At 71.0% G+C, this 20220-nt stretch carries 15 protein-coding genes and 1 pseudogene; 6 read left to right on the forward strand and 10 right to left on the reverse strand.

The window, feature by feature from the left end:
- Window positions 1-17 precede the first annotated feature (17 nt).
- The 3 genes from IFU19_RS15830 to IFU19_RS15840 all read left to right on the forward strand — a co-directional run bounded on the left by IFU19_RS15830 (window position 18) and on the right by IFU19_RS15840 (window position 4871).
- Window positions 18-590, forward strand: coding sequence for a DNA-3-methyladenine glycosylase I (locus tag IFU19_RS15830; RefSeq protein ID WP_192212152.1), 573 nt, complete (start codon window positions 18-20; stop codon window positions 588-590).
- 219 nt (window positions 591-809) lie between these two features.
- The gene (locus tag IFU19_RS15835; RefSeq protein WP_055935685.1) at window positions 810-2363 is read left to right on the forward strand and encodes a DEAD/DEAH box helicase; all 1554 of its coding nucleotides are present in this window, start codon (window positions 810-812) and stop codon (window positions 2361-2363) included.
- A gap of 162 nt (window positions 2364-2525) precedes the next feature.
- Window positions 2526-4871: an ATP-binding cassette domain-containing protein gene (locus IFU19_RS15840; protein ID WP_192212153.1), complete on the forward strand. Its 2346-nt coding sequence runs from the start codon at window positions 2526-2528 to the stop codon at window positions 4869-4871.
- A 116-nt stretch (window positions 4872-4987) separates the two neighbouring features.
- On the opposite strand, the gene IFU19_RS15845 is transcribed toward IFU19_RS15840, so the two are convergent.
- The 8 genes from IFU19_RS15845 to IFU19_RS15880 form a co-directional block, all read right to left on the reverse strand.
- Window positions 4988-5464, reverse strand: coding sequence for a hypothetical protein (locus tag IFU19_RS15845; RefSeq protein WP_055831833.1), 477 nt, complete (start codon window positions 5462-5464; stop codon window positions 4988-4990).
- Between the two features lie 197 nt (window positions 5465-5661).
- Window positions 5662-6414 (reverse strand): SDR family NAD(P)-dependent oxidoreductase, encoded by a 753-nt coding sequence (locus tag IFU19_RS15850; protein WP_192212154.1) that lies wholly within the window; start codon window positions 6412-6414, stop codon window positions 5662-5664.
- A 188-nt stretch (window positions 6415-6602) separates the two neighbouring features.
- Window positions 6603-8351, reverse strand: a complete 1749-nt coding sequence (locus IFU19_RS15855) for a cation:proton antiporter (protein WP_342030288.1) — start codon at window positions 8349-8351, stop codon at window positions 6603-6605.
- A 70-nt stretch (window positions 8352-8421) separates the two neighbouring features.
- Window positions 8422-9663, reverse strand: coding sequence for a kynureninase (locus IFU19_RS15860; protein WP_342343441.1), 1242 nt, complete (start codon window positions 9661-9663; stop codon window positions 8422-8424).
- Window positions 9653-10591, reverse strand: a complete 939-nt coding sequence (locus IFU19_RS15865; RefSeq protein WP_192212156.1) for an amidohydrolase family protein — start codon at window positions 10589-10591, stop codon at window positions 9653-9655. The genes IFU19_RS15860 and IFU19_RS15865 overlap by 11 nt, the downstream gene beginning before the upstream one ends.
- 11 nt (window positions 10592-10602) lie before the next feature.
- A complete protein-coding gene (locus IFU19_RS15870) occupies window positions 10603-10860 on the reverse strand; it encodes a glutaredoxin family protein (RefSeq protein ID WP_055831826.1) in 258 nt (85 codons plus the stop codon).
- Window positions 10861-10903: 43 nt separating this feature from the next.
- The gene (locus tag IFU19_RS15875) at window positions 10904-12031 is read right to left on the reverse strand and encodes a glycosyltransferase (protein WP_192212157.1); all 1128 of its coding nucleotides are present in this window, start codon (window positions 12029-12031) and stop codon (window positions 10904-10906) included.
- Between the two features lie 158 nt (window positions 12032-12189).
- Entirely contained in the window at window positions 12190-13344 is a 1155-nt protein-coding gene (locus tag IFU19_RS15880; RefSeq protein WP_192212158.1) for a polysaccharide deacetylase family protein, read from the reverse strand.
- A gap of 128 nt (window positions 13345-13472) precedes the next feature.
- On the opposite strand from IFU19_RS15880, the gene IFU19_RS15885 reads away from it, so the two are divergent.
- The 3 genes from IFU19_RS15885 to IFU19_RS15895 all read left to right on the forward strand — a co-directional run bounded on the left by IFU19_RS15885 (window position 13473) and on the right by IFU19_RS15895 (window position 17324).
- Complete coding sequence (locus IFU19_RS15885; RefSeq protein ID WP_192212159.1) at window positions 13473-14429, forward strand: Gfo/Idh/MocA family protein; 957 nt, start codon at window positions 13473-13475, stop codon at window positions 14427-14429.
- Window positions 14430-14470: 41 nt separating this feature from the next.
- Complete coding sequence (gene chrA, locus IFU19_RS15890; protein WP_192212160.1) at window positions 14471-15667, forward strand: chromate efflux transporter; 1197 nt, start codon at window positions 14471-14473, stop codon at window positions 15665-15667.
- A 73-nt stretch (window positions 15668-15740) separates the two neighbouring features.
- The gene (locus IFU19_RS15895; protein ID WP_192212161.1) at window positions 15741-17324 is read left to right on the forward strand and encodes an AMP-binding protein; all 1584 of its coding nucleotides are present in this window, start codon (window positions 15741-15743) and stop codon (window positions 17322-17324) included.
- 59 nt (window positions 17325-17383) lie between these two features.
- Here the strand turns inward: IFU19_RS15895 and IFU19_RS15900 are convergent, their stop codons facing one another.
- Together IFU19_RS15900 and IFU19_RS15905 are read right to left on the reverse strand one after the other, a co-directional pair.
- Window positions 17384-19444: an MDR family MFS transporter gene (locus IFU19_RS15900; RefSeq protein WP_249405524.1), complete on the reverse strand. Its 2061-nt coding sequence runs from the start codon at window positions 19442-19444 to the stop codon at window positions 17384-17386.
- Between the two features lie 187 nt (window positions 19445-19631).
- Window positions 19632-20220: pseudogene (locus tag IFU19_RS15905) on the reverse strand (lamin tail domain-containing protein); the annotation flags it as partial.

Genomic DNA, 20220 nt, shown 5'->3' on the forward strand with positions numbered 1-20220 from the left:
CCCTCTAGCCTGGGCGTATGACCGACCTGGTGACCGGCGCCGACGGCGTCGTCCGATGCGCGTGGGCGGGCTCCGACGCGGAGTATCAGCGGTACCACGACGAGGAGTGGGGCTCCACGCTGCGCGGCGATCGCCCGCTCTTCGAGAAGCTCAGTCTCGAGGGCTTCCAGGCGGGGCTCGCCTGGATCACGATCCTCCGCAAACGCCCGCGCTTCCGCGAGGTCTTCCACGACTTCGCCCCCGAGGTCGTCGCCGCGTTCGGTCCCGACGACGTCGCGCGTCTGCTGCAGGATGCCGGGATCATCCGCCACCGGGGCAAGATCGAGGCGGTGATCGGCAACGCGGCCCTCGTGGCCGCCCTGGCCGAGGGCGAGTTCGACGCGCTGATGTGGTCGTTCGCCCCCACCGGGCACACGCCGCCCGCGACCTTCGCCGAGGTGCCGGCCGTCACGCCGGAATCCACCGCGATGAGCAAAGAGCTGCGGCGCCGCGGATTCCGCTTCGTCGGCCCGACCACGATGTACGCCCTCATGCAGTCCTCCGGCATGGTCGACGACCACGTCGCCGGCTGCTGGCGCGCGTCGCACTGAGGCCGACCGGAGTCGCCGATTCCGCGTGTCGCCACTGGAGGCGGTAGACTTTTCGATTGGAGCGTTCCGCTCCCAGCGTCGTCGAACGCACCGGCCCCTCTCTCGGGCCTTTGACCTTCACGGCGAACGGATGCGCCACCCGGCGCCTTCGCCCATTGCAGCCGCAGCATCGCGGCATCCCGAACCGCCGTGCGTGCCCGCGCGCCGGCAGGAGTATTCATGACGTCTCAGACTTTCGCCGACCTCGGCGTGCCCGCCCCCCTCATCGACGTTCTCGCCGCCCAGGGCAAGAACGAGCCCTTCCCGATCCAGGCCGACACTCTGCCCGACACGCTCGCCGGGCGCGACGTGCTCGGCCGCGGCAAGACCGGCTCGGGCAAGACCCTCGCCTTCGCGCTGCCCCTCGTCGCCCGCCTCGCGGCCACGAGCGACCGCCGTCGCGGCCGTCGCCCCCGCGCTCTCGTGCTGGCGCCCACCCGCGAGCTCGCGAACCAGATCGACGAGGTCATCAAGCCCCTCGCCGCCGCCTTCGACCTGACCACGACCACCGTCTACGGCGGCGTGAACCAGAAGCGCCAGGTCGACGCTCTCGCCGCCGGCGTCGACATCCTCGTCGCCTGCCCCGGCCGCCTCGAGGACCTCATCGGTCAGGGCTTCGCCAACCTGGGCGACATCGAGATCACCGTGCTCGACGAGGCCGACCACATGGCCGACCTCGGCTTCCTGCCCGGCGTGACCCGTCTGCTCTCGCGCACGCCCGCCGACGGCCAGCGCCTGCTGTTCTCGGCCACGCTCGACAACGGGGTCGACAAGCTCGTCAAGCGATTCCTGCGCAACGAGGTGCTGCACTCCGTCGACGAGGCCCACTCGCACGTCGCCGCGATGACCCACCACGTCTTCGCGCCGGCCGACACCGAGGCGAAGAACCGCCTCGTGCAGACCCTCGCCTCGGGTACCGCCCGCCGCATCCTGTTCATGCGCACCAAGCACCAGGCCAAGAAGCTCGCGAAGGCGCTGACCGCGGCAGGCATCCCCTCGGTCGACCTGCACGGCAACCTGTCGCAGCCGGCACGCGACCGCAACCTCGCCGCCTTCGGCGACGGCCGCGCCCGGGTGCTCGTCGCCACCGACGTCGCCGCCCGTGGCGTGCACGTCGACGGCGTCGAGCTGGTCGTGCACGTCGACCCGCCCGTCGAGCACAAGGCGTACCTGCACCGCTCGGGCCGCACCGCCCGCGCCGGTTCCGCCGGTGACGTCGTGACGATCATGCTCCCCGAGCAGCGTCGCGACACCCTCGACATCCTGCGCAAGGCCAAGATCTCGGCCACGCCCACGGTCGTGACCTCCACCTCGCCCGAGGTCGTCGCGCTCGTCGGCGAGGTCGCCGAGTGGGTCAAGCCCGAGCCCGTCGTCGCCCCGCAGCAGCAGGGTGGCGGACGCTCGCAGGGCGCCAACGCCCAGCGCAAGCGCGCCGCTCGCGGCGAGGGCCAGCAGTCGTCGGGCCGCGGTGGCGCCCAGGGTGCCGGCGGCGGTCGTCGTCGCAGCGCCGGCGCCCCGGCGGCCGACGCCGCATCGGGCGCACGCGCTCCCCAGGGCGGTCGTGGCGGTCAGCGTTCCGGTGCGGGCCGTGGCCAGGGCGCAGGCGGCGCACAGCGCGCCGGTGCCGGCGCCGCACGTCCGCAGGGCGCGGGCCGCTCGGCATCCGGCGCCCCCACGACCGGCATGGTCGTCGGCTCCCGCTCGCCGCGCACCAACCGTCGCGCGCAGGGCTGACCTCTCCTCGATCGACGCCCCCGCAGCTCCGGCTGAGGGGGCGTCGTCGTCTCAACCGGCCGTCGTCGTTCGGGGCCGGCGTGCGAGGAGCCTCGCGGATGTCGGGGGTCTGCGCCACACTGGGGGCGGCCCACCCGGGGCCGATCCTCGAAGGAGCGCCGCATGAGCGACCCCGTCCCCGATGCGCACGACGTCATCCGCGTGCGCGGCGCGCGCGAGAACAACCTGAAGGGCGTCGACCTCGACGTTCCCAAGCGTCGGCTCACGGTGTTCACCGGAGTGAGCGGCTCGGGCAAATCATCGCTTGTCTTCGGGACGATCGCCGCCGAGTCGCAGCGGCTCATCAACGAGACCTATCCCACGTTCGTGCAGCAGTTCATGGGTCAGCTCTCGCGGCCCGACGTCGACGCGCTCGAGAACCTCAGCGCGACCATCCGCGTCGACCAAGAGCGCATGACCGCCAACGCCCGATCGACGGTGGGCACCGCCACCGACGTGCACGCCATGCTGCGCATGCTCTTCAGCCGTCTGGGGCAGCCGCACGTCGGGTCGTCGCAGGCGTTCTCGTTCAACGTCCCGTCGATCTCGGGCGCGGGGGCCGTGACCGTCGCCCGGGGCGCCCGCAAGGGCCAGAAAGAGCGACGCTCGTTCGAGATCACCGGGGGCATGTGCCCCGAGTGCGAGGGGCTCGGCAAGGTCAGCGACATCGACCTCGACCAGCTCGTCGACAAGACGCTGTCGCTGAACGCGGGCGCCATCCTCGTTCCGGGATACACCGCCGACGGCTGGATGGTGCGCGTGTTCAGCGAGTCGGGGTTCGTCGACGCCGACACCCCGATCGAGCAGTACTCGGCGCAGCAACGTCACGACTTCTTCTACAAAGAGCAGACCAAGGTCCGCATCGCGAACACCAACATGACCTACGAGGGACTCGTTCCCAAGATCACGAAGAGCATGCTGCAGAAAGACCGCGACGCCCTGCAGCCGCACGTGCGGGCCTTCGTCGATCGCGCCGTCACCTTCGTCGCGTGCCCGGCGTGTGCGGGAACACGGCTGAACGACGGCGCCCGCTCCTCGCGCATCGGCGACGTGAACATCGCCGATCCCGCCGCCATGCAGATCACCGACCTCGCGGCCTGGGTGCGGACGATCGACGACTCCTCCGTGGCGCCCCTCGTCGAGGGGCTGGGCGACACCCTCTCCGCCTTCGTGCGCATCGGTCTGGGTTACCTGTCGCTCGATCGCGCGAGCGGCACGCTCTCGGGTGGCGAGGCCCAGCGCACCAAGATGATCCGGCATCTCGGCTCGAGCCTCAGCGACATCACCTACGTCTTCGACGAGCCCACGGCGGGACTCCACCCCCACGACATCCAGCGCATGAACGAGACCCTCCTGCAGCTGCGCGACAAGGGCAACACGGTGCTCGTCGTCGAGCACAAGCCCGAGGTCATCGACATCGCCGACCACGTCGTCGATCTGGGCCCGCGCGCCGGGCGCGACGGGGGCCGGGTGCAGTACGAGGGCGACGTCGCGGGGCTCCGCTCCTCCGACACCCTGACCGGCCGGTTCCTCGACCACCGTGCGCGGCTCAAGCCGGCGGTGCGCGCGGCGACCGGCGCCCTGCCCATCCGCGGAGCCGTCGACCACAACCTGCGGGGCGTCGACGTCGACGTGCCCCGCGGCGTCCTGACCGTCGTGACCGGGGTCGCGGGGTCGGGCAAGTCCTCGCTCATCCACGGCCACCTGCCGTCGTTCGACGACGTCGTCGTGGTCGACCAATCGGCGATCAAGGGCTCGCGCCGCAGCAGCCCGGCGACCTACACGGGCATCCTCGACGCGGTGCGCGCAGCGTTCGCCAAGGCGAACGGTGTGAAGCCGGCGCTCTTCAGCGCCAACTCCGAGGGAGCATGTGTCGCCTGCAAGGGCCTGGGAGTCATCGTGACCGAGCTCGGGTTCCAGTCGACCGTCGAGACCGTGTGCGAACTCTGCGGGGGAACGGGCTTCTCCGACGCCGTGCTCGAGTACACCCTCGACGGCAAGAACATCGCCGAGGTGCTGGCGCTGTCGGTCGCCGAGGCGGCGGAGTTCCTCGTCACCGGACCGGCCGTCGCGGTCCTTGCTCGTCTGAACGACGTCGGCCTCGGGTACCTGACGCTCGGTCAGGCCCTCAACACGCTCTCGGGCGGTGAGCGTCAGCGTCTCAAGCTGGCGATCTCGATGGCCAAGTCGGGGGCCGTCTACGTGCTCGACGAGCCCACGACGGGTCTGCACCTGGCCGATGTCGACACTCTGCTCGGGCTGCTCGACCACCTCGTCGACGCCGGCAACACGGTCGTCGTCATCGAGCACCACCAGGCCGTGATGGCGCACGCCGACTGGATCATCGACCTGGGACCGGGCGCCGGTCACGACGGCGGCACCGTGGTGTTCGAGGGCGCGCCGGCCGACCTGGTCGCGGCCCGCACTACGCTCACGGGCGAGTATCTGGCGCGGTACGTCGGGGAGTGACGCGCGGGCCCACGTCGACCGAACGCGAGTCGTGAGGCTCCGCCCGACGGGCGGGACCGCGCGCGAACGGATGCGATGCGCTGCCCGCGTCCGCCTGACGCGGGGCGCCGCCCGCGTCAGGCGGGTGCGGTGAGCGACGCGTCGTGCAGGTGACGGTCGCCGTGCGGCAGCACCTTCACCATCACTCCGCGGCGGCGCAGGTCGGCGACCGCGCGCGTCTCGTCTTCGCGCGTGAGACCGAGAGCGTGGACGCTCGCGACCACGAGCACGTCACCGTGCGTGAGGGTTCCGAAGAATCGGTCCAGCCGCTTCGCCCACCCCTCGAGCGTTTCGGGCGCGGGGTGGCGGAATCCCTCGATCGGCACACCGAAGCGCGTGAGGTCGTCGCGCTGCTGCACCACCGTCGGCATGTCGGGGCGCGAGACGACCAGCCCCACCAGGCGTGAGCCCGCGGGGCGGGCACGCCACCAGTCACGGTCGCTCTGCAGCTCGGTGAAGCACTTCGGGCACTCGGCCGCGGCGTGCACGAGGGGCACGGGGCTGGTCCCGGCGGCATCCGCAGATGACGGCATCGTCGGGATCGGATCGCTCATGGAAACCTCCGTCACCATTGTGCCGTACGCCGCGAGGAATCAGTCAGCTCGCCCCGGCGCACTCTCGTGTCGGTGTCCGGTTCTTGCGGGAAACGGCTGCCCGGACGCCCTCCGTCCAGCCATCGGGGGACAGGCCTCGCCGAGCCGGACGCACCGCGGGCCCGCCGCGACGCGCGACGGGCCCGGGAGCGGTCGGCTCAGTGGGCCGAGTACCCGCCGTCGACGAGGTGGTAGCTGCCCGAGATGAACGAAGCGGCGTCGCTCAGCAGGAACAGCGTCAGCGCGGCCACTTCGGCGTCGGTGCCCAGGCGACCCGTCGCGTGCTCGTTCTCGAGGTGGGTGAGGGCCTCGGGCGACAGGCTCGAGCGCACGAGCGGGGTGTCGATGAACCCGGGGCCGACGGCGTTGGTGCGCACGCCCTGCGCGGTGTACTCGAGCGCGGCGACCTTCGTCAGCCCGACCAGGGCGTGCTTGCTGGCGACGTACGCCGCGTTCTGGGCGATGCCGACCGATCCGAGGACGGAGGCCATGTTCACGATGGCGCCGCCACCGGCCTCGACGATCGCGGGCAGCTGGAACCGGAGGCCGTAGAAGACGCCGTCGAGGTCGACCGCGCGCACGCGGTCCCACGCCTCGATGTCGTAGTCGCCGATGTTCTGCGGGGCGGCGCCGATGCCGGCGTTGTTCACCGCCAGGTGAAGGGCGCCGAACGTCTCTTTCGCGAAGGCGACGGCGGCTTCGGAGTCCTGCCACTTCGCCGTGTTCTGGGCGAAGGCGTCGGCCGATCCGCCCGCGTCGGTGATCTGCGCGACGACGGCGTCAGCCGCCTCGCGGTTGATGTCGGTGACCACGACCGAGGCGCCTTCTTCGGCGAGTTCCCGCGCGATCTCCGCGCCGATGCCGCTGCCCCCACCGGTGACGAGTGCGACTTTGCCGGTGAACCTGCTCATGAACGAACTTCTCTCCCGCCGTCGAGTCACCACGGCTTTCGCGGTGACCGCAGCCGCGTGGGGGAGAACCCACCAGCCGTCGCGCCTATTCCAGCTCCCACCCCCCGCGCGAGTCGTCAAGATTTGTCCCTTCCGTGCCCCCGAGAGCGACAAATCCTGGCGACTCGCGCGGGGGCTGGGGGCAGGGATCAGTCGTCGGTGCCGTCGTCGATGCGCAGCTCCAGGCTCAGCTGGTCGGCGTCGAGCTCGGCCAGGGCGTGGCGCAGGGCGGCGGTGCTGTACCGGCCGTCACGGCTGAGGCGGTCGAGTCGTCGGCGCATGGCATCCAGCGACGCCAGGCGCAGCTCCAGCAGGTCGCGCACCCGGCTGGTCGCCTCGTCGTCGGGCGGCCGGGTGAGCCGCGCTCCGGCGCGTTCGACCATCTCGGCGGGGAAGGTGCCGCCGTCGCGTCGGGTGAGGGTTCCCGACTGCACGGCGGCGATCGCGGCGTCGCGCAGCTCGGCGTCGAGCGCGCGCTGCTCCTCCCGTGACGGTCCCTGGCCGCCTTCCCCGGCCAGCCCGACCGTCCGCACCACCGCGGGCAGCGTGATGCCCTGCAGCACCAGGCTGAAGAGCGCGACCAGGAAGGCCACGAAGATCAGCAGCGGTCGCTGAGTCGTGTCTTCGGGCAGCGTCTGGGCGGCGGCCAGCGTGACGACCCCGCGCATGCCCGCCCACACGATCACCGTGCCGTGCCGCGCGCCCAGGGGCGTGTCGCGGTAGTAGTCGAGGTCGGCCATGGTGCGCGAGATGCGCGTGCGCATCCAGCCGATGCGCCGCGCGGCACGCGCCGGGTCGTCGGCTCGACCCTGCGTGTCGAGCTCACCCGCGTGGTACGCCTCTTCGAAGTCGTCGAGGCGCTGTTGCGCGTTCTCGACGCGGTCCTGGTGACGCCAGAGGCCGTGACTGCGGCGGCCCTGCACCCAGACGAGACCCGACACGTACAGGCCGCGCACGACGAGAGCGATGCCGAGGGCCGACAGGGCGAGCCAGGTGCCGTGCCACAGGCCCTCGTGCTCGCGCAGGTTGCTGGTGACGATGTCTTTCAGCTCGAGCCCGAACACCAGGAAGACGCCGCCCTCGAGGATCAGCTCGATCGTGCGCCAGTTCAGTCGGTCGCTCATGCGCTGCTCGGGGGTGAACCGCCGGGCGGCGCCCTGGCCCGTGACGATGCCGGCGACCACCGCGGCCACCAGACCGGAGCCACCGAGGTGCTCGGTGGGCAGGTACGCGATGAACGGGATGGCGAAGCTCAGCGCGGTGTTGGCGGCGGAGTTGGTCACGCGCTCGCGCACGCGCAGGTTCACCCAGCCGACGACGGCGCCGAGCACCAGGGCGAGCACGACGGCCCACGCGAAGTTGGCGAGGGCGTCGGCGAACGCGAACCCGGATGCCACGGCGGCGACCGCCGTGCGCAGGAGCACCAGGGCGGTGGCGTCGTTGAGCAGGCTCTCGCCCTCGAGCATGGTCACCACGCGGGGCGAGATGCCGAGGCGCTTGGCGATGGAGGTCGCCACGGCGTCGGTGGGACTGAGGATCGCCCCGAGCGCGATGCCCAGAGCGAGGCCGAGCCCGGGGACCACCGCCCAGAAGAACAGCCCCAGAACGATCGAGCTGAAGACGACGAGCAGCACCGACAGCCCGGCGATCGGGGCGAAGTCGCGGCGGAACTCGATGGCGGGCAGTTGCACCGCGGCCGAGTACAGCAGGGGTGGGAGCACCCCGATCAGGATCACCTCGGGGTCGACCGCGAAGGCGGGGACGAACGGCAGCAGGCTCACGGCCGCGCCGATGGCGAGCAGCACGAGCGGGCCCGCGACGTTGAAGCGGGGAGCGATGACCGTCACCAGCGCGACGACCACGACGCCCGCGACGATGGCGAGGAGGGGATCGATCACCGTCCGAGGCTATCCCTCGCGAGCGTCCGAGCCCCGGCCGGAAACCGCGAAAGCTCGATGCGGAGCCTTCTCACCCCTCGCGGGCGACGGCGGCGGCGACCGCACGCATGCCGGCGAGCGTCTCGGCGAAGCTCGTCGACAGGGGCGAGAGTCCGATGCGCAGCCCGTGCGGGTCGCGGTAGTCCGGGATGACGTCGTCGGCCCAGAGCCGTGCGGTCACGGCGCGCATCGACGGGTGCGAGAGCGTGAGGTGGCCGCCGCGCTCGGCGGGATCGCGGGGGGAGGCGAGCCGCACACCCAGCGGACTCAGGATGCCGTCGGCCACGCGCAGCGCGAATTCGGTGAGGGCCACGGACTTGGCGCGCACCGCCGCGATGCCGGCCTGCTCGAGAAGATCGAGGGTGTCCTGCAGGGCGATCATCGCCAGCACCGGAGGCGTCCCCGACAGGAACCGGCGCATGCCGTCGGCGGGGCGGTAGAGCGGCCCCATCGAGAAGACGTCGGCCGCTCCCATCCACCCCTGGACCGGCTGGGTGAGCGTCGACTGGTGCCGGGCGGCGACGTAGGCAAACGCCGGAGACCCCGGCCCGCCGTTCAGGTACTTGTACGTGCAGCCCACGGCGAGGTCCGCACCCCAGGCGTCGAGCTCCACCGGCACGGAACCCGCCGAGTGGCAGAGGTCCCACAGCACGAGGGCGCCGGCGTCGTGGGCGATCGCGGTGAGACCGGCACCGTCGGCGAGGAACCCGGAACGGTACGACACGTGGCTCAGCAGCACCACGGCCGTGCGCGGGCCCACGACGGCGCGGAGCAGGTCGGCATCCACTCCCCGGGCGGTGTCGACCTCGACCCACACCACCCGAGCGCCCCGTTCGGCGGCGATCCCCTCGACGAGGTAGCGATCGGTGGGGAAGTCGTCGCGCCCGACGACGATCTCGACGCGGTTCGCGTCGGCGGTCATCTGCGCGTCGAGGGCGGCGCGCAGCAACTTGTAGAGCAGCACGGTGGCGGAATCGCCGATCACCGTCTGGCCACCCGCCGCGCCCAGGGTCGACGCGCCGATCCGGTCGCCGATGGCGAACGGCAGCTCCATCCACGCCTCGTCCCACCCGCGGATGAGGCGACCGCCCCACTCGTCGGTCACGAACCGCGCCAGTCGGTCGGCGGTGGCGCGGGGCGGTCGTCCGAGCGAGTTGCCGTCGAAGTAGACCAGCGGGCTCTCGGCGCCGACGAAGGCGTCGCGATGCGCCGCGAGGGGGTCGGCGGCGTCGAGGGCGGCGGCTTCGGCGTCGAGGGCGGAATCAGTCGGCACGGGGGAGCTCCTCGGCGGGGACGACCGTTCCGCGGCTGAGCCAGGTCGGCACGTCGTCGGGGTCGGTGGGGGCGGGACCGGCGACGAACGTCGACACGGCCTCATCGGGGACGGTGGCGGGCCACGGGTCGGCGAGAGCGGCGATCAGCGCGTCACCGCGCACGCCGGCCTCGTGTAGGGCGAGGAGCTCGCGGCGATTGAGACCGACCGGCAACGGGCCGTTGCCGAGGTCGGTGCCGTACAGCACGCGTCCGCCACGGGCGGCGAAGGCGCGAAGATTGGCGACCGCGTGCTCTCGCTCGGCCCCGCGATGGATGTCGAGGGTCGAGATCCACGCCTGTCCCGCCGTGACGGCGCGCGAGACCAGACGGCGCGAGACGCGGGCGTCGAAGGGGGTGTGCGCCAGGGCCGACACGCCGGCCTCGACCGCCCGCTCGACCTGTCCCGCACCCTGCGCGTGGGCGACGACGGCGAGACCGCGTTCGGCAGCGGCCACGATGACGGCGGCGAGCACGTCGTCGCTCACCACCGGTCCCGCGTCGGCGTGCAGGGCGATCTTGATCACCGACGCACCGGCGTCCGCCTGCTCGTCGACCGCCGTGCGTGCGCCCCCGACGACTCCCGGATGCAGAGAGGCGTCCCAGACGTCGCGCACGATGGCATCCGGAGCCCATCCCCGGCCACGCGGATACCCGCCGGGCGCTGTCAGGAAGGCTCCCGCGTAGGCGATGCGGGGCAGGCCCGTCGTGCGACGGGCGAGGGCCACCGGATCGCCGCCGAGGTCGACGACCCCGGCGATGCCGCGCGCCGCCAACCGCTCCGGGTCGATGAGGTGCAGATGCACGTGGTGATCGACGAAGGCGGGAAGCGCCGTGCCGGCGACGCCGGTGAGCGCGCGGCGGGTGGGACGCGCGGTGGCGAGGGTCATGCCGACCCCGGTCAGATCAGCGACAGCTCGCGGAGCTTGGCCTCGACGTCGGCGTTCGAGGGCTCGACGTGGTGGCTGGAGTCGGGGTAAAGCACCACCGGGATGCTCGTACGCCCGGAGATCTCTTTCGCGACGTCGGCCGCGGCGGGGTCGGCCACGAGGTCGACGTACTCGTACGCGACGCCGAGCTCGTCGAGCTGCTTCTTGGTGCGGATGCAGTCACGGCACCAGTCGGCGCCGAACATACGGATGGGAGCTTCGCTGGACATGCTTCCAGCGTACGCCGCCGCACGGCGACGAGCGCCGATCGGATCAGGCCGTCAGTTCGTCTTCGAGCGGCTCGACGGCCCGCACCGCCTTGCCCACGCGGCTCTTCTTGGGCGCGTAGACGACGAGGGCGTGGAAGACGAAGCGCACCACGAATGCCGCGACCAGCGTGAGGGCGGCCGCGATGACGCTGGGCATGTGCGCGCGCTCGACGAGGATCGCGATGACGGGGATGCGCACGATCGCCTCGACGCCGTTGAACGCGAACGACTTGACGAACCGGTGGCGCATGAGCCCCGACTCGGCCCGCATGTCGGCGAACACGAGGTACTCGAGCGCGAGGAAGTTGGCGACGATGGTGATGACGCTGGCGATGACCGCGGCGAGGATGTACTCGACGTGTACGGCCACCAGGGCCCACATGATCGCGAGGTTGGCCACCGCGCCGATGCCGCCGACCAGGGCGAACGCCGACATGCGGCCGAAGCGCAGCATGGTCAGCTGCATGAGGAAGCGCATTCCCTGGCTGAACGAGGCCTTGGATTCACCGGCGAAGCGCGGCGCGAACGAGAAGGGGACCTCGGCCACGCGCATCTGCTTGCGGGCGAGGATCTCGAGCAGGATCTTGAAGCCGCGCGGGTGCAGTTCTTCGAGGTCGAGCGAGCGACGGTCGATGAGGAAGAAGCCCGTCATGGGGTCGGAGCAGTTGTGCAGCTTCTTCGGGAACATCGACTTGGTCAGCAGGGTCGACGCGCGCGAGACCGTGGTGCGCACCGCGTTGGCGAGCCCGTCGGAGGTGCCGCCCGCGATGTAGCGCGAGGCCACGACCACGTCGGCGTCGCCGACCTCGACCCGGTCGAGGAGTTCGGCGATGACCTCGGGCGGGTGCTGCAGGTCGCCGTCCATGACGACGCAGTAATCCGCCGCAGCGGCCCGGATACCGTCGACGACGGCGCCGCCGAGGCCTCCGACGGGGTCGTCGCGGTGGATGAGGCGCACCGGGACGTGCGCGGCGGCGGCGACGGCGCGGATGATGTCGGGGGTGTCGTCGGTCGAATCGTCGACGAAGATGATCTCGACGTCGCGACCGAGGAGCGCCTGCGTCGTACGACGGACGAGTTCGGCGACGTTCGGACCCTCATTGAAGGTCGGAACGATGACGGAAAGGTCCATAGGTGCTCGCGTTTTCTCGGTGAGACAGAAGTACACAGCGTAGACCGGCCGACGCGTGCTCAATTGGGCATTGTGGCCGAGTTACCTGGGAGACTGCGGATGCCCACCCCTGCGGAGCACGGGAATCCCCTCGGAAACGTCGGGAATCGGCATCCTGATCAGCCGATGTACCCCTTCAGGTCATCGACGGTCATTCCGTAGTTCATCCGGACGACCGGCAGGGCGAGCTTGTCGGTGCCGATGCGCACGTACCCCTGCTCGACGGTGCGCCCCATCTCGAAGCCGGCCTTGCGCACCGCCTCTTTCGTCGTGTCGTTGTAGTGACCGAACGGGTAGGCGACCACTTCTTTCGCGCCCAGGATTTCGGCGGACTTCTCGAGGTCTGCGGCGATCGTGTCGACGTCGTCGTTGACCATGCGGCCCTTGCCGTTGGCCCCGGCGCGGTGCAGGTCGTGGGTGTGCGAGCGCTGCAGCACGAACTGGTTCGGGGTGGGCTCGGTGCGCGAAGAGGTGATGACGAACGAGGTCGTGAGCAGGTTGCGCCCGTCGACGATCGGTGCGGCGAGCTCGAGCCAGGAGCTGTCGGCGTCGTCGTCGGTGATGATGACGGAGTGCTTCGGCAGGTACAGGGCGCCGTCGATGAACGCGCTCAGCTCGTCCCACGTGGGCAGGTAGAAGCCGGACTGCTGGATGTACGCCATCTGCGCGTCGAAATCGCCGACGTAGGCGTAGTTCAGACGCAGCCAGGTGTCTTCGCCCTGCGGGTTCCGCGTGAACTGGTGGTACATCAGGATCGGGATGCCGGCGGCCTCGGCCGCGTTCGCCTCGGGGGAGGTCCACCCGGCGTGCAACGTGCGCTCTCGATCGCTGCACGACACCAGGTCGGCGCCGTTCAGTCGCGCGGAGAGGTTCAGTGCGGCGGCGTCGGTGGCCGCGGCGTACCACCCGGCGAACACGCGACCGGCGGTCCGGGGGATCGGCAGGCCCTGGTACCGGTTGCCCTCGGTCTGCAGCACGGGGGCGATCTCGATGCCTTCTCCCTCGTACGACACCGCGCAGGCTCTCGCGTCGGTCGAGGTGGCGAGCAGCTGCTGGGCGGCGCTCAGCGCCGGCGGGGTCGGCGTCGGGGTGCTCGTGGGGGTCTCGACCACGGCGGTCTCGTCGGCGACGGGTGGGGCGGCGGGCCCGCGGGTCAGAGCGAGAGCGGTGACGCCGGCGGCGATGACCGCGACCGCGACGGCGGCGACGAGCGTGCGGCGGGCACGGACGCGTCTCGAGGAGCGGCGACGGTGTTGGGCTCGGGTGGTGGTCATGGTGCCTCGGGCTCGGGTGGCGATTCGCGCCGATCCTATCGGGACGGTTCACGGCGCCGATGAACGGTTTCGACGGGCGCGAGGACGGGTGCGAGGGCGGGCGCGAGGACTCGCGCGACAATGGGGGCATGATCCGCATCGGCATCGTCGGCACCAGCACCATCTCCGAGCGTCTCGCCGGGGCGGTGGCGGAGGTCGAGGGCATCGAGGTCTCGCGCGTCGCCTCGCGCGACCCCCGACGCGCGCGGGAGTTCGCCGACGCGGTCGGGGCGCCCGGGACCGCCGTCGGCCTCGACGACCTGCTCGCGGCCGCCGACGTCGACGCCGTCTACCTCGCGAGCCCCAACGCGCTGCACGCGGAACAGGTGCGGACGGCCGTGGATGCCGGCATCCCGGTGCTCGTCGAGAAGCCGGCCGTGCTGACGGCAGCGGACTGGGATGCCGCGGTCGCGCACGCTCGTTCCCGCGGCGTCGTGCTGCTCGAGGCGATGCGCACGGCGTACGACCCGGGGCTGGCCGCCGTGCGCGACGCCCTGCCGCGGCTGGGGACCCTCCGCCGCGTCTCGCTGCGCTACGAGAAGCGCTCCGCGCGGTACGACCACGTGCTCGCCGGGGAGCAGACGAACATCTTCGATCCCGCGCTCGGGGGAAGCGCCCTGCGCGACCTCGGCGTGTACCCGCTGCACGCCCTCGTGCGGCTTCTCGGGGCGCCGCGGAGCATTCACGGCGTGCGCGTCGGCATCGCCTCGGGCACCGACGGGCTGGGCAGCGCGCTCGCCGCCTACGACGGGTTCGTCGCCGACGTCGCCTGGTCGAAGATCACCGACACGGCACTGCCCAGCGAGATCCAGGGTGAGACGGCCTCGCTCTCGATCGATGCGATCGACGCCCCGAGGCGCCTGACGATCACTCCCCGCGACGCCGCGCCGCAGGTCATCGACGTCGCAGCTCCCGCCAACCCGATGGTGGCCGAGGTGGAGCGCTTCCGCGACGCGGTGCTCGGCGCCCACGTCTCCGCGGATCAGGACCTCACCGCCCTCACCCTGCGTCTGGTCGACGACCTGCTGCGGGTGCCGCTGACGTAACGGTTCACCCGGTGTTTCCCCCGGGGCGAGAGGATCCGGCCATGCAACGACCGGGACGCGTGAGCGAGGTGTTCCTCGCCTTCCTGCGCCTGGGGCTGACCTCGTTCGGCGGGCCGGTCGCCCACCTCGGGTATTTCCGCGACGATCTCGTCGAGCGGCGGCGGTGGATGGACGACCGCGCCTACGCCGACCTGGTGGCGCTCTGCCAGTTCCTCCCGGGGCCGGCGTCGAGCCAGGTGGGCTTCGCGATGGGTCTGCAGCGCGCCGGGATGCTCGGCGCGCTCGCCGCGTTCGTGGCGTTCACGCTGCCCTCGGCCGTGATCCTCGTCGCCTTCGCCGCGGGTGCGTCGCTCGTGGGCGGTCCCGTCGGCGACGGCGTGCTCTCGGGGCTGAAGATCATCGCGGTCGCCATCGTCGCCCACGCGGTGTGGGGCATGGCGCGCACCCTGACCCCCGACGCCCGCCGCGCGGGCGTCGCCGTCATCGCCCTGGCGGTGGCTCTCATCGCGCCCGGCGCACTCGGGCAGATCGGCGCGCTGGTCATCGGGGTCGTCGCGGGCCTGTGGCTGCTGCGCGGTGTCGCCGAGCCGCCCGCGGCCGCTCTCGCGCCGTTCGGTGTGTCGCGCCGGGTGGCGGTCGTCTGCCTCGTGCTCGCCGTCGCCGGCCTGGTCGGGCTTCCGGTCCTGGTCGCGGTGACGGGCTCGGGCACCGTCGCGCTCGCCGACGCGTTCTTCCGCTCCGGGGCGCTCGTGTTCGGCGGCGGCCACGTCGTGCTGCCCCTTCTGCAGGCCGCGGTCGTCGAGACCGGCTGGGTGTCGCCCGAGGTCTTCCTCACCGGGTACGGCGCCGCGCAGGCCGTGCCCGGCCCGCTCTTCACCTTCGCCGCCTACCTCGGCGCCGTGTCGGACGTCGGACCGGGCGGCGTCGCCGGGGCGGCGATCGCGCTGCTCGCGATCTTCGTGCCCGGCTTCCTCGTGCTCGTGGGGGTACTGCCCTTCTGGGACGCCCTGCGGGGGAGACCTCGCGTCCGCGCGGCGATGCGCGGGGCGAACGCGGCGGTCGTCGGCATTCTGGCCGCGGCGCTCTACAGCCCGGTCTTCACCACCGCGGTGACCGGGCCCGGGCCGTTCGTCCTCGCGGTGCTCGGCTTCGTGCTGCTGACGGCGTTCCGGGCACCGGCCTGGGCCGTGGTGCTCGTCGGGGCCGCCGGGGGAGTGCTGCTCGGCCTCATCGGGTGACAGGGTCAACGTCCGCTGTCAGGATGAACGCACCGCACCGCACCTCGCCGTACCGTTTTCGAAGGAGAGAACCGTGTACCAGAGCCCCTTCCCGCGCATCGACATCCCCGACCAGAGCATCTACGACTACCTGTTCGGCTCGCTCGCCGACGACGATCTCGATCGCGTCGCCCTGATCGACCCGGCCAGTGGCGCCGAGACGACCTACGGCGGACTCCGCGCCCAGGTCGACGGGTTCGCCGGGGCTCTCGCCGCACGCGGGGTCGACGCCGACACCGTCGTCGCCGTGCTCTGCCCGAACGTTCCGGCCTTCGCGACGGTGTTCCACGGCATCCTGAGACTCGGCGCCGTCGTCACCACGATCAACTCCCTCTACACCGCGCGCGAGATCGAGACGCAGCTGCGCGACGCGGCGGCGACCTGGCTCGTGACGGTGTCGCCCCTGCTGCCGCAGGCGCTCGCCGCCGCCCGGGCCGCGGGACTCGACGACGACCGCGTCATCGTGCTCGACGGCGCCGAGGGGCACCTCGACCTGCGCTCCCTGCTGGGCGAGGGGCGCACGCCGCCCGAGGTGCGTTTCGACCCGTCGACGCACGTGGCCGTGCTGCCGTACTCGTCGGGGACGACCGGGGTGCCGAAGGGCGTCATGCTCTCGCACCGCAACCTCGTGGCCAACGTGCACCAGTGCCGGCCGGTGATCGAGATCTCGAGCGCCGACCGGGTGCTGGCGGTGCTGCCGTTCTTCCACATCTACGGCATGACGGTGCTGCTGAACCTCGCCCTGAAGCAGCGGGCGAGCCTGGTCACCATGCCGCGGTTCGACCTGACGGAGTTCCTGCGGTCGGTGCAGGATCAGCGGTGCACCTTCCTCTTCATCGCGCCGCCCATCGCGGTTGCGCTGGCCAAGCATCCCCTGGTCGACGAGTTCGACCTCTCGAGCGTGCACAGCGTGTTCTCGGGGGCGGCACCCCTCGACGGCGAGACCGCCGAGACCGCCGGGCGCCGCATCGGCGCGCGCTTCTTCCAGGGCTACGGCATGAGCGAGCTCAGTCCCGTGTCGCACGCGATCCCCGCCGGCGGCGACATGCCCGTGAGTTCGGTGGGCGTGCTGCTGCCGAACGTCGAGGCGAAACTCGTCGACCCCGAGACGGGCGACGAACTCGAGATCCACGGCGACGACGGCCTGACGGCGCCGGGTGAGATCTGGGTGCGCGGACCGAACGTCATGCTCGGCTACCTGAACCGACCGGATGCCACGGCCGAGACCCTCGACGACGACGGGTTCCTGCACACCGGCGACATCGGCGTGCACCACGTCGACGGATACTTCACGATCGTCGACCGCCTCAAGGAGCTGATCAAGTACCACGGGTACCAGATCGCCCCCGCCGAGCTCGAGGCCCTGCTGCTCTCGCATCCGCAGATCCAGGATGCCGCGGTCATCGGCGTGCTCGACGACGACGAGCAGGAGATCCCCAAGGCGTTCGTGGTGGTCGGCCCCGGCAGTGAGCTGACCGAGGACGACGTGAAGGCCTTCGTGGCCGCGGAGGTCGCCCCGCACAAGAAGGTGCGGCGCGTGGAGTTCATCGACGTCATCCCCAAGTCGACGTCGGGCAAGATCCTGCGCAAAGACCTGCGGGCGCGCGAGCAGGCCTGACGACGACGAAGGGGCGGGGAGTCCGCGTGACTCCCCGCCCCTTCGTCGTCTCACGCGCGTCAGGGTGCGATCAGCGCACCCGTCTGCGCGGCGGCCTCTTCGGCGCGCTTGTCTTCGTCGTCCTTGCCGCGGCGCTCATCGGCGGCTTCCTGCAGTGCCGACTTGGCACGCAGCGGCGGCGTGCGGAAGAACAACGACAGCACGAACGCGAGCAGCACGACCGACATCGCGACCCAGTAGACCGTCGTCGACGACGAGTTGAACCCGACGAGGAACGGCTTGGTCAGTCGCGCATCGGCGCCCACCAGGAACGACGTGTCGTCAAGGGCGGCACCCCCGAGCGCGGAGGTGTCGCCGCCCGCCGCGAACTGGTCCTCCAGCGTGGTCGCCACCGTGTCGACGAACGCCGAGCGCTCGCCGGCATTCGAGAAGTCCAGGCTCACCGTTCCGTCGGTGTCGATCCGCGCGACCGGCACCTGCTGCTGGATCTGCGCCGACGCGGCCGAGAGGGCTTGCGAGACGGCGGTCTGCGTCGCCGCGGCCTGCGCCGAGGCGGGGATCTGCCCGGCGGCGACCTGAGCGGCGACCGCCTGGGTCGCGGCATCCGTCGCCTGTTGCACGCCCGCCTGCACCTGGGCGGTCGTGCCCTCGGTGACCTGCGAGAGGATCGGGCCGTAGATCGTCGACATGATCTTCTCGTTCGCCGGCGCCGACGACACCGTGGGGTCGAGAGCGGCGTCGAGCGCGTCGGTGAGGGTCGCGCGGTCCGAGAACGAGCCGATCACGTTCGTGGGCATGAGCGTGAACAGCAGCGACAGCAGCACGGCCGTACCCAGCGTTCCACCGATCTGGCGGAAGAAGGTCGACCCGCTCGTGGCCACGCCCATGTCGCGCACCCCGACCGAGTTCTGGCTCGCGATGGTGAGCGTCTGCATCAGCTGACCGAGGCCCAGGCCGATGACGAGCATGGCGATGGCCACGTGCCAGTAGGGGCTGTCGTACTTGAGGAACGTCAGCAGGAAGAAGCCGACCGACATGAGCAGCGTGCCGAGGATCGGAAACATGCGGTAGCGGCCGGTGCGGGCGATGAGCTGTCCGCTGACGATCGAGGCGACCATCAGGCCGAGGATCATCGGCAGCATCTCGAGGCCGCTCTGCGTGGGCGAGGAGCCCAGCACGAGCTGCAGGTACAGCGGCAGGGTCAGCATCGCACCGAACATGCCGAAGCCGACGAGCACGCCGATGACCGTGGCCATCGAGAAGGTCGGGGAGCGGAAGAGCTTCAGCGGAATGAGCGCGTCATCCTTCATCTTCGTCTCGGCGATGACGAAGGCCAGGATGCCGAGTGCTCCGATCACGTAGCAGGCGAGGGCGATGGGCGACCCCCAGCCCCACTCGCGGCCCTGCTCGGCGACGAGCAGCAGGGGCACGAGGGCGACGATCACCGTGGTGGCGCCCCACCAGTCGATGCGCACCGACCCGCGCGGCTGCTTGGGGATGTGCAGGAACCGCCAGACGATGGCCAGCGCCATGATGCCGATCGGCACGTTGATGAGGAACACCCAGCGCCATCCGGTGATGAACAGGATCTCGCTGGCACCGGCGAACAGGCCGCCGACGAGCGGACCGATGACGCTCGAGATGCCGAACACGGCGAGGAAGTAGCCCTGGTACTTCGCGCGCTCGCGCGGGGCGAGGATGTCGCCCATGATCGCCAGGGGCATCGACATCAGGCCGCCGGCGCCCAGGCCCTGGATCGCGCGGAAGGCCGCCAGCTCGACCATCGAGGTCGAGAAGCTGGCGAGCACCGAGCCGATGATGAAGATCAGGATGGCGATCAGGAACAACGGACGGCGTCCGAAGATGTCGGAGAGCTTGCCGTAGATGGGCGTCGAGATCGTCGAGACGATCAGGTAGGCGGTGGTGACCCACGCCTGCAGGCTCAAGCCCTGCAGGTCGTCGCCGATCGTGCGGATCGAGGTGCCGACGACCGTCTGGTCGAGGGCGGAGAGGAACATTCCGGCCATGAGGCCGAAGATGACGAACATGATCATGCGGTGGGTCATGACCGTGTCGGTGCCGGCGGTGTGCGCGCGGCGATTGCGAGTGATGTCTGACATCGGGGCCTCATCGGGAAGGGTCGGCGGGCGGCTCGATCGAGCGGAGCCGGGCGCCAGGTGTTTGCTAAAAGTCAACAAATAGTAGCGCTGTCTGGCAGCCGCGAGGAACCACACCTGTCTGAGCCCGCCTGATGCGGCGATTGTGCGGGTCGGCGCGCCGGCCCAGCCAACCCGCAGTATCCGAGAGTCAGCGAGTGACCGGCCGGGTCGGGGCTGAGGTCTCAACCTTGTTCACATAGCCCTGGAGCGTCCCCGTCACACGGACACTCAGGCGACTGCCGACATGCGCCGCCTTTGGTACGAAGGTGGCGCTCGTTGCGCCGGCAATAGGCTGCGCGCCCGCGAACCATTGGTAGCGCAGTGCGGCCCCGGAAGTCCACATCCCCGCCTTCGCTGTCAGCGTGCTACCAACTTTGGCTGCCCCGGAGATGGTGGGCGGGGCCGAGGTCAGAGTGGCCTTCGTGACCGGATTTGTCGCGGCGGAAGTTTTGGAGCTGGAGGAGTAGCCCGCCAGCGATCCCGTCACGCGGACCGTGATCTTCTTGCCCACGACCCCCGCGGTGGGAACGAAGGTTTTGGCATTCTCCCCAGCGATCACTGTGCCGTCGGCCGACCAGATGTAGCGGAACGTCGTGCCCGCGGGCCAGGACGAGGGCGCGGCGGTGAGGATAGCCCCCACTTTCGCTGTACCCGTGACTTTCACGGACCCGGCGGAGATCGTCGGGGCTTTGGCGGTGACGGTGATGGTGGCGATGGTGCGGAATCCGCCGACGCCG

It is taken from the genome of Microbacterium sp. CFBP 8794 (assembly GCF_014841235.1).
Taxonomy (GTDB): Bacteria; Actinomycetota; Actinomycetes; order Actinomycetales; family Microbacteriaceae; genus Microbacterium.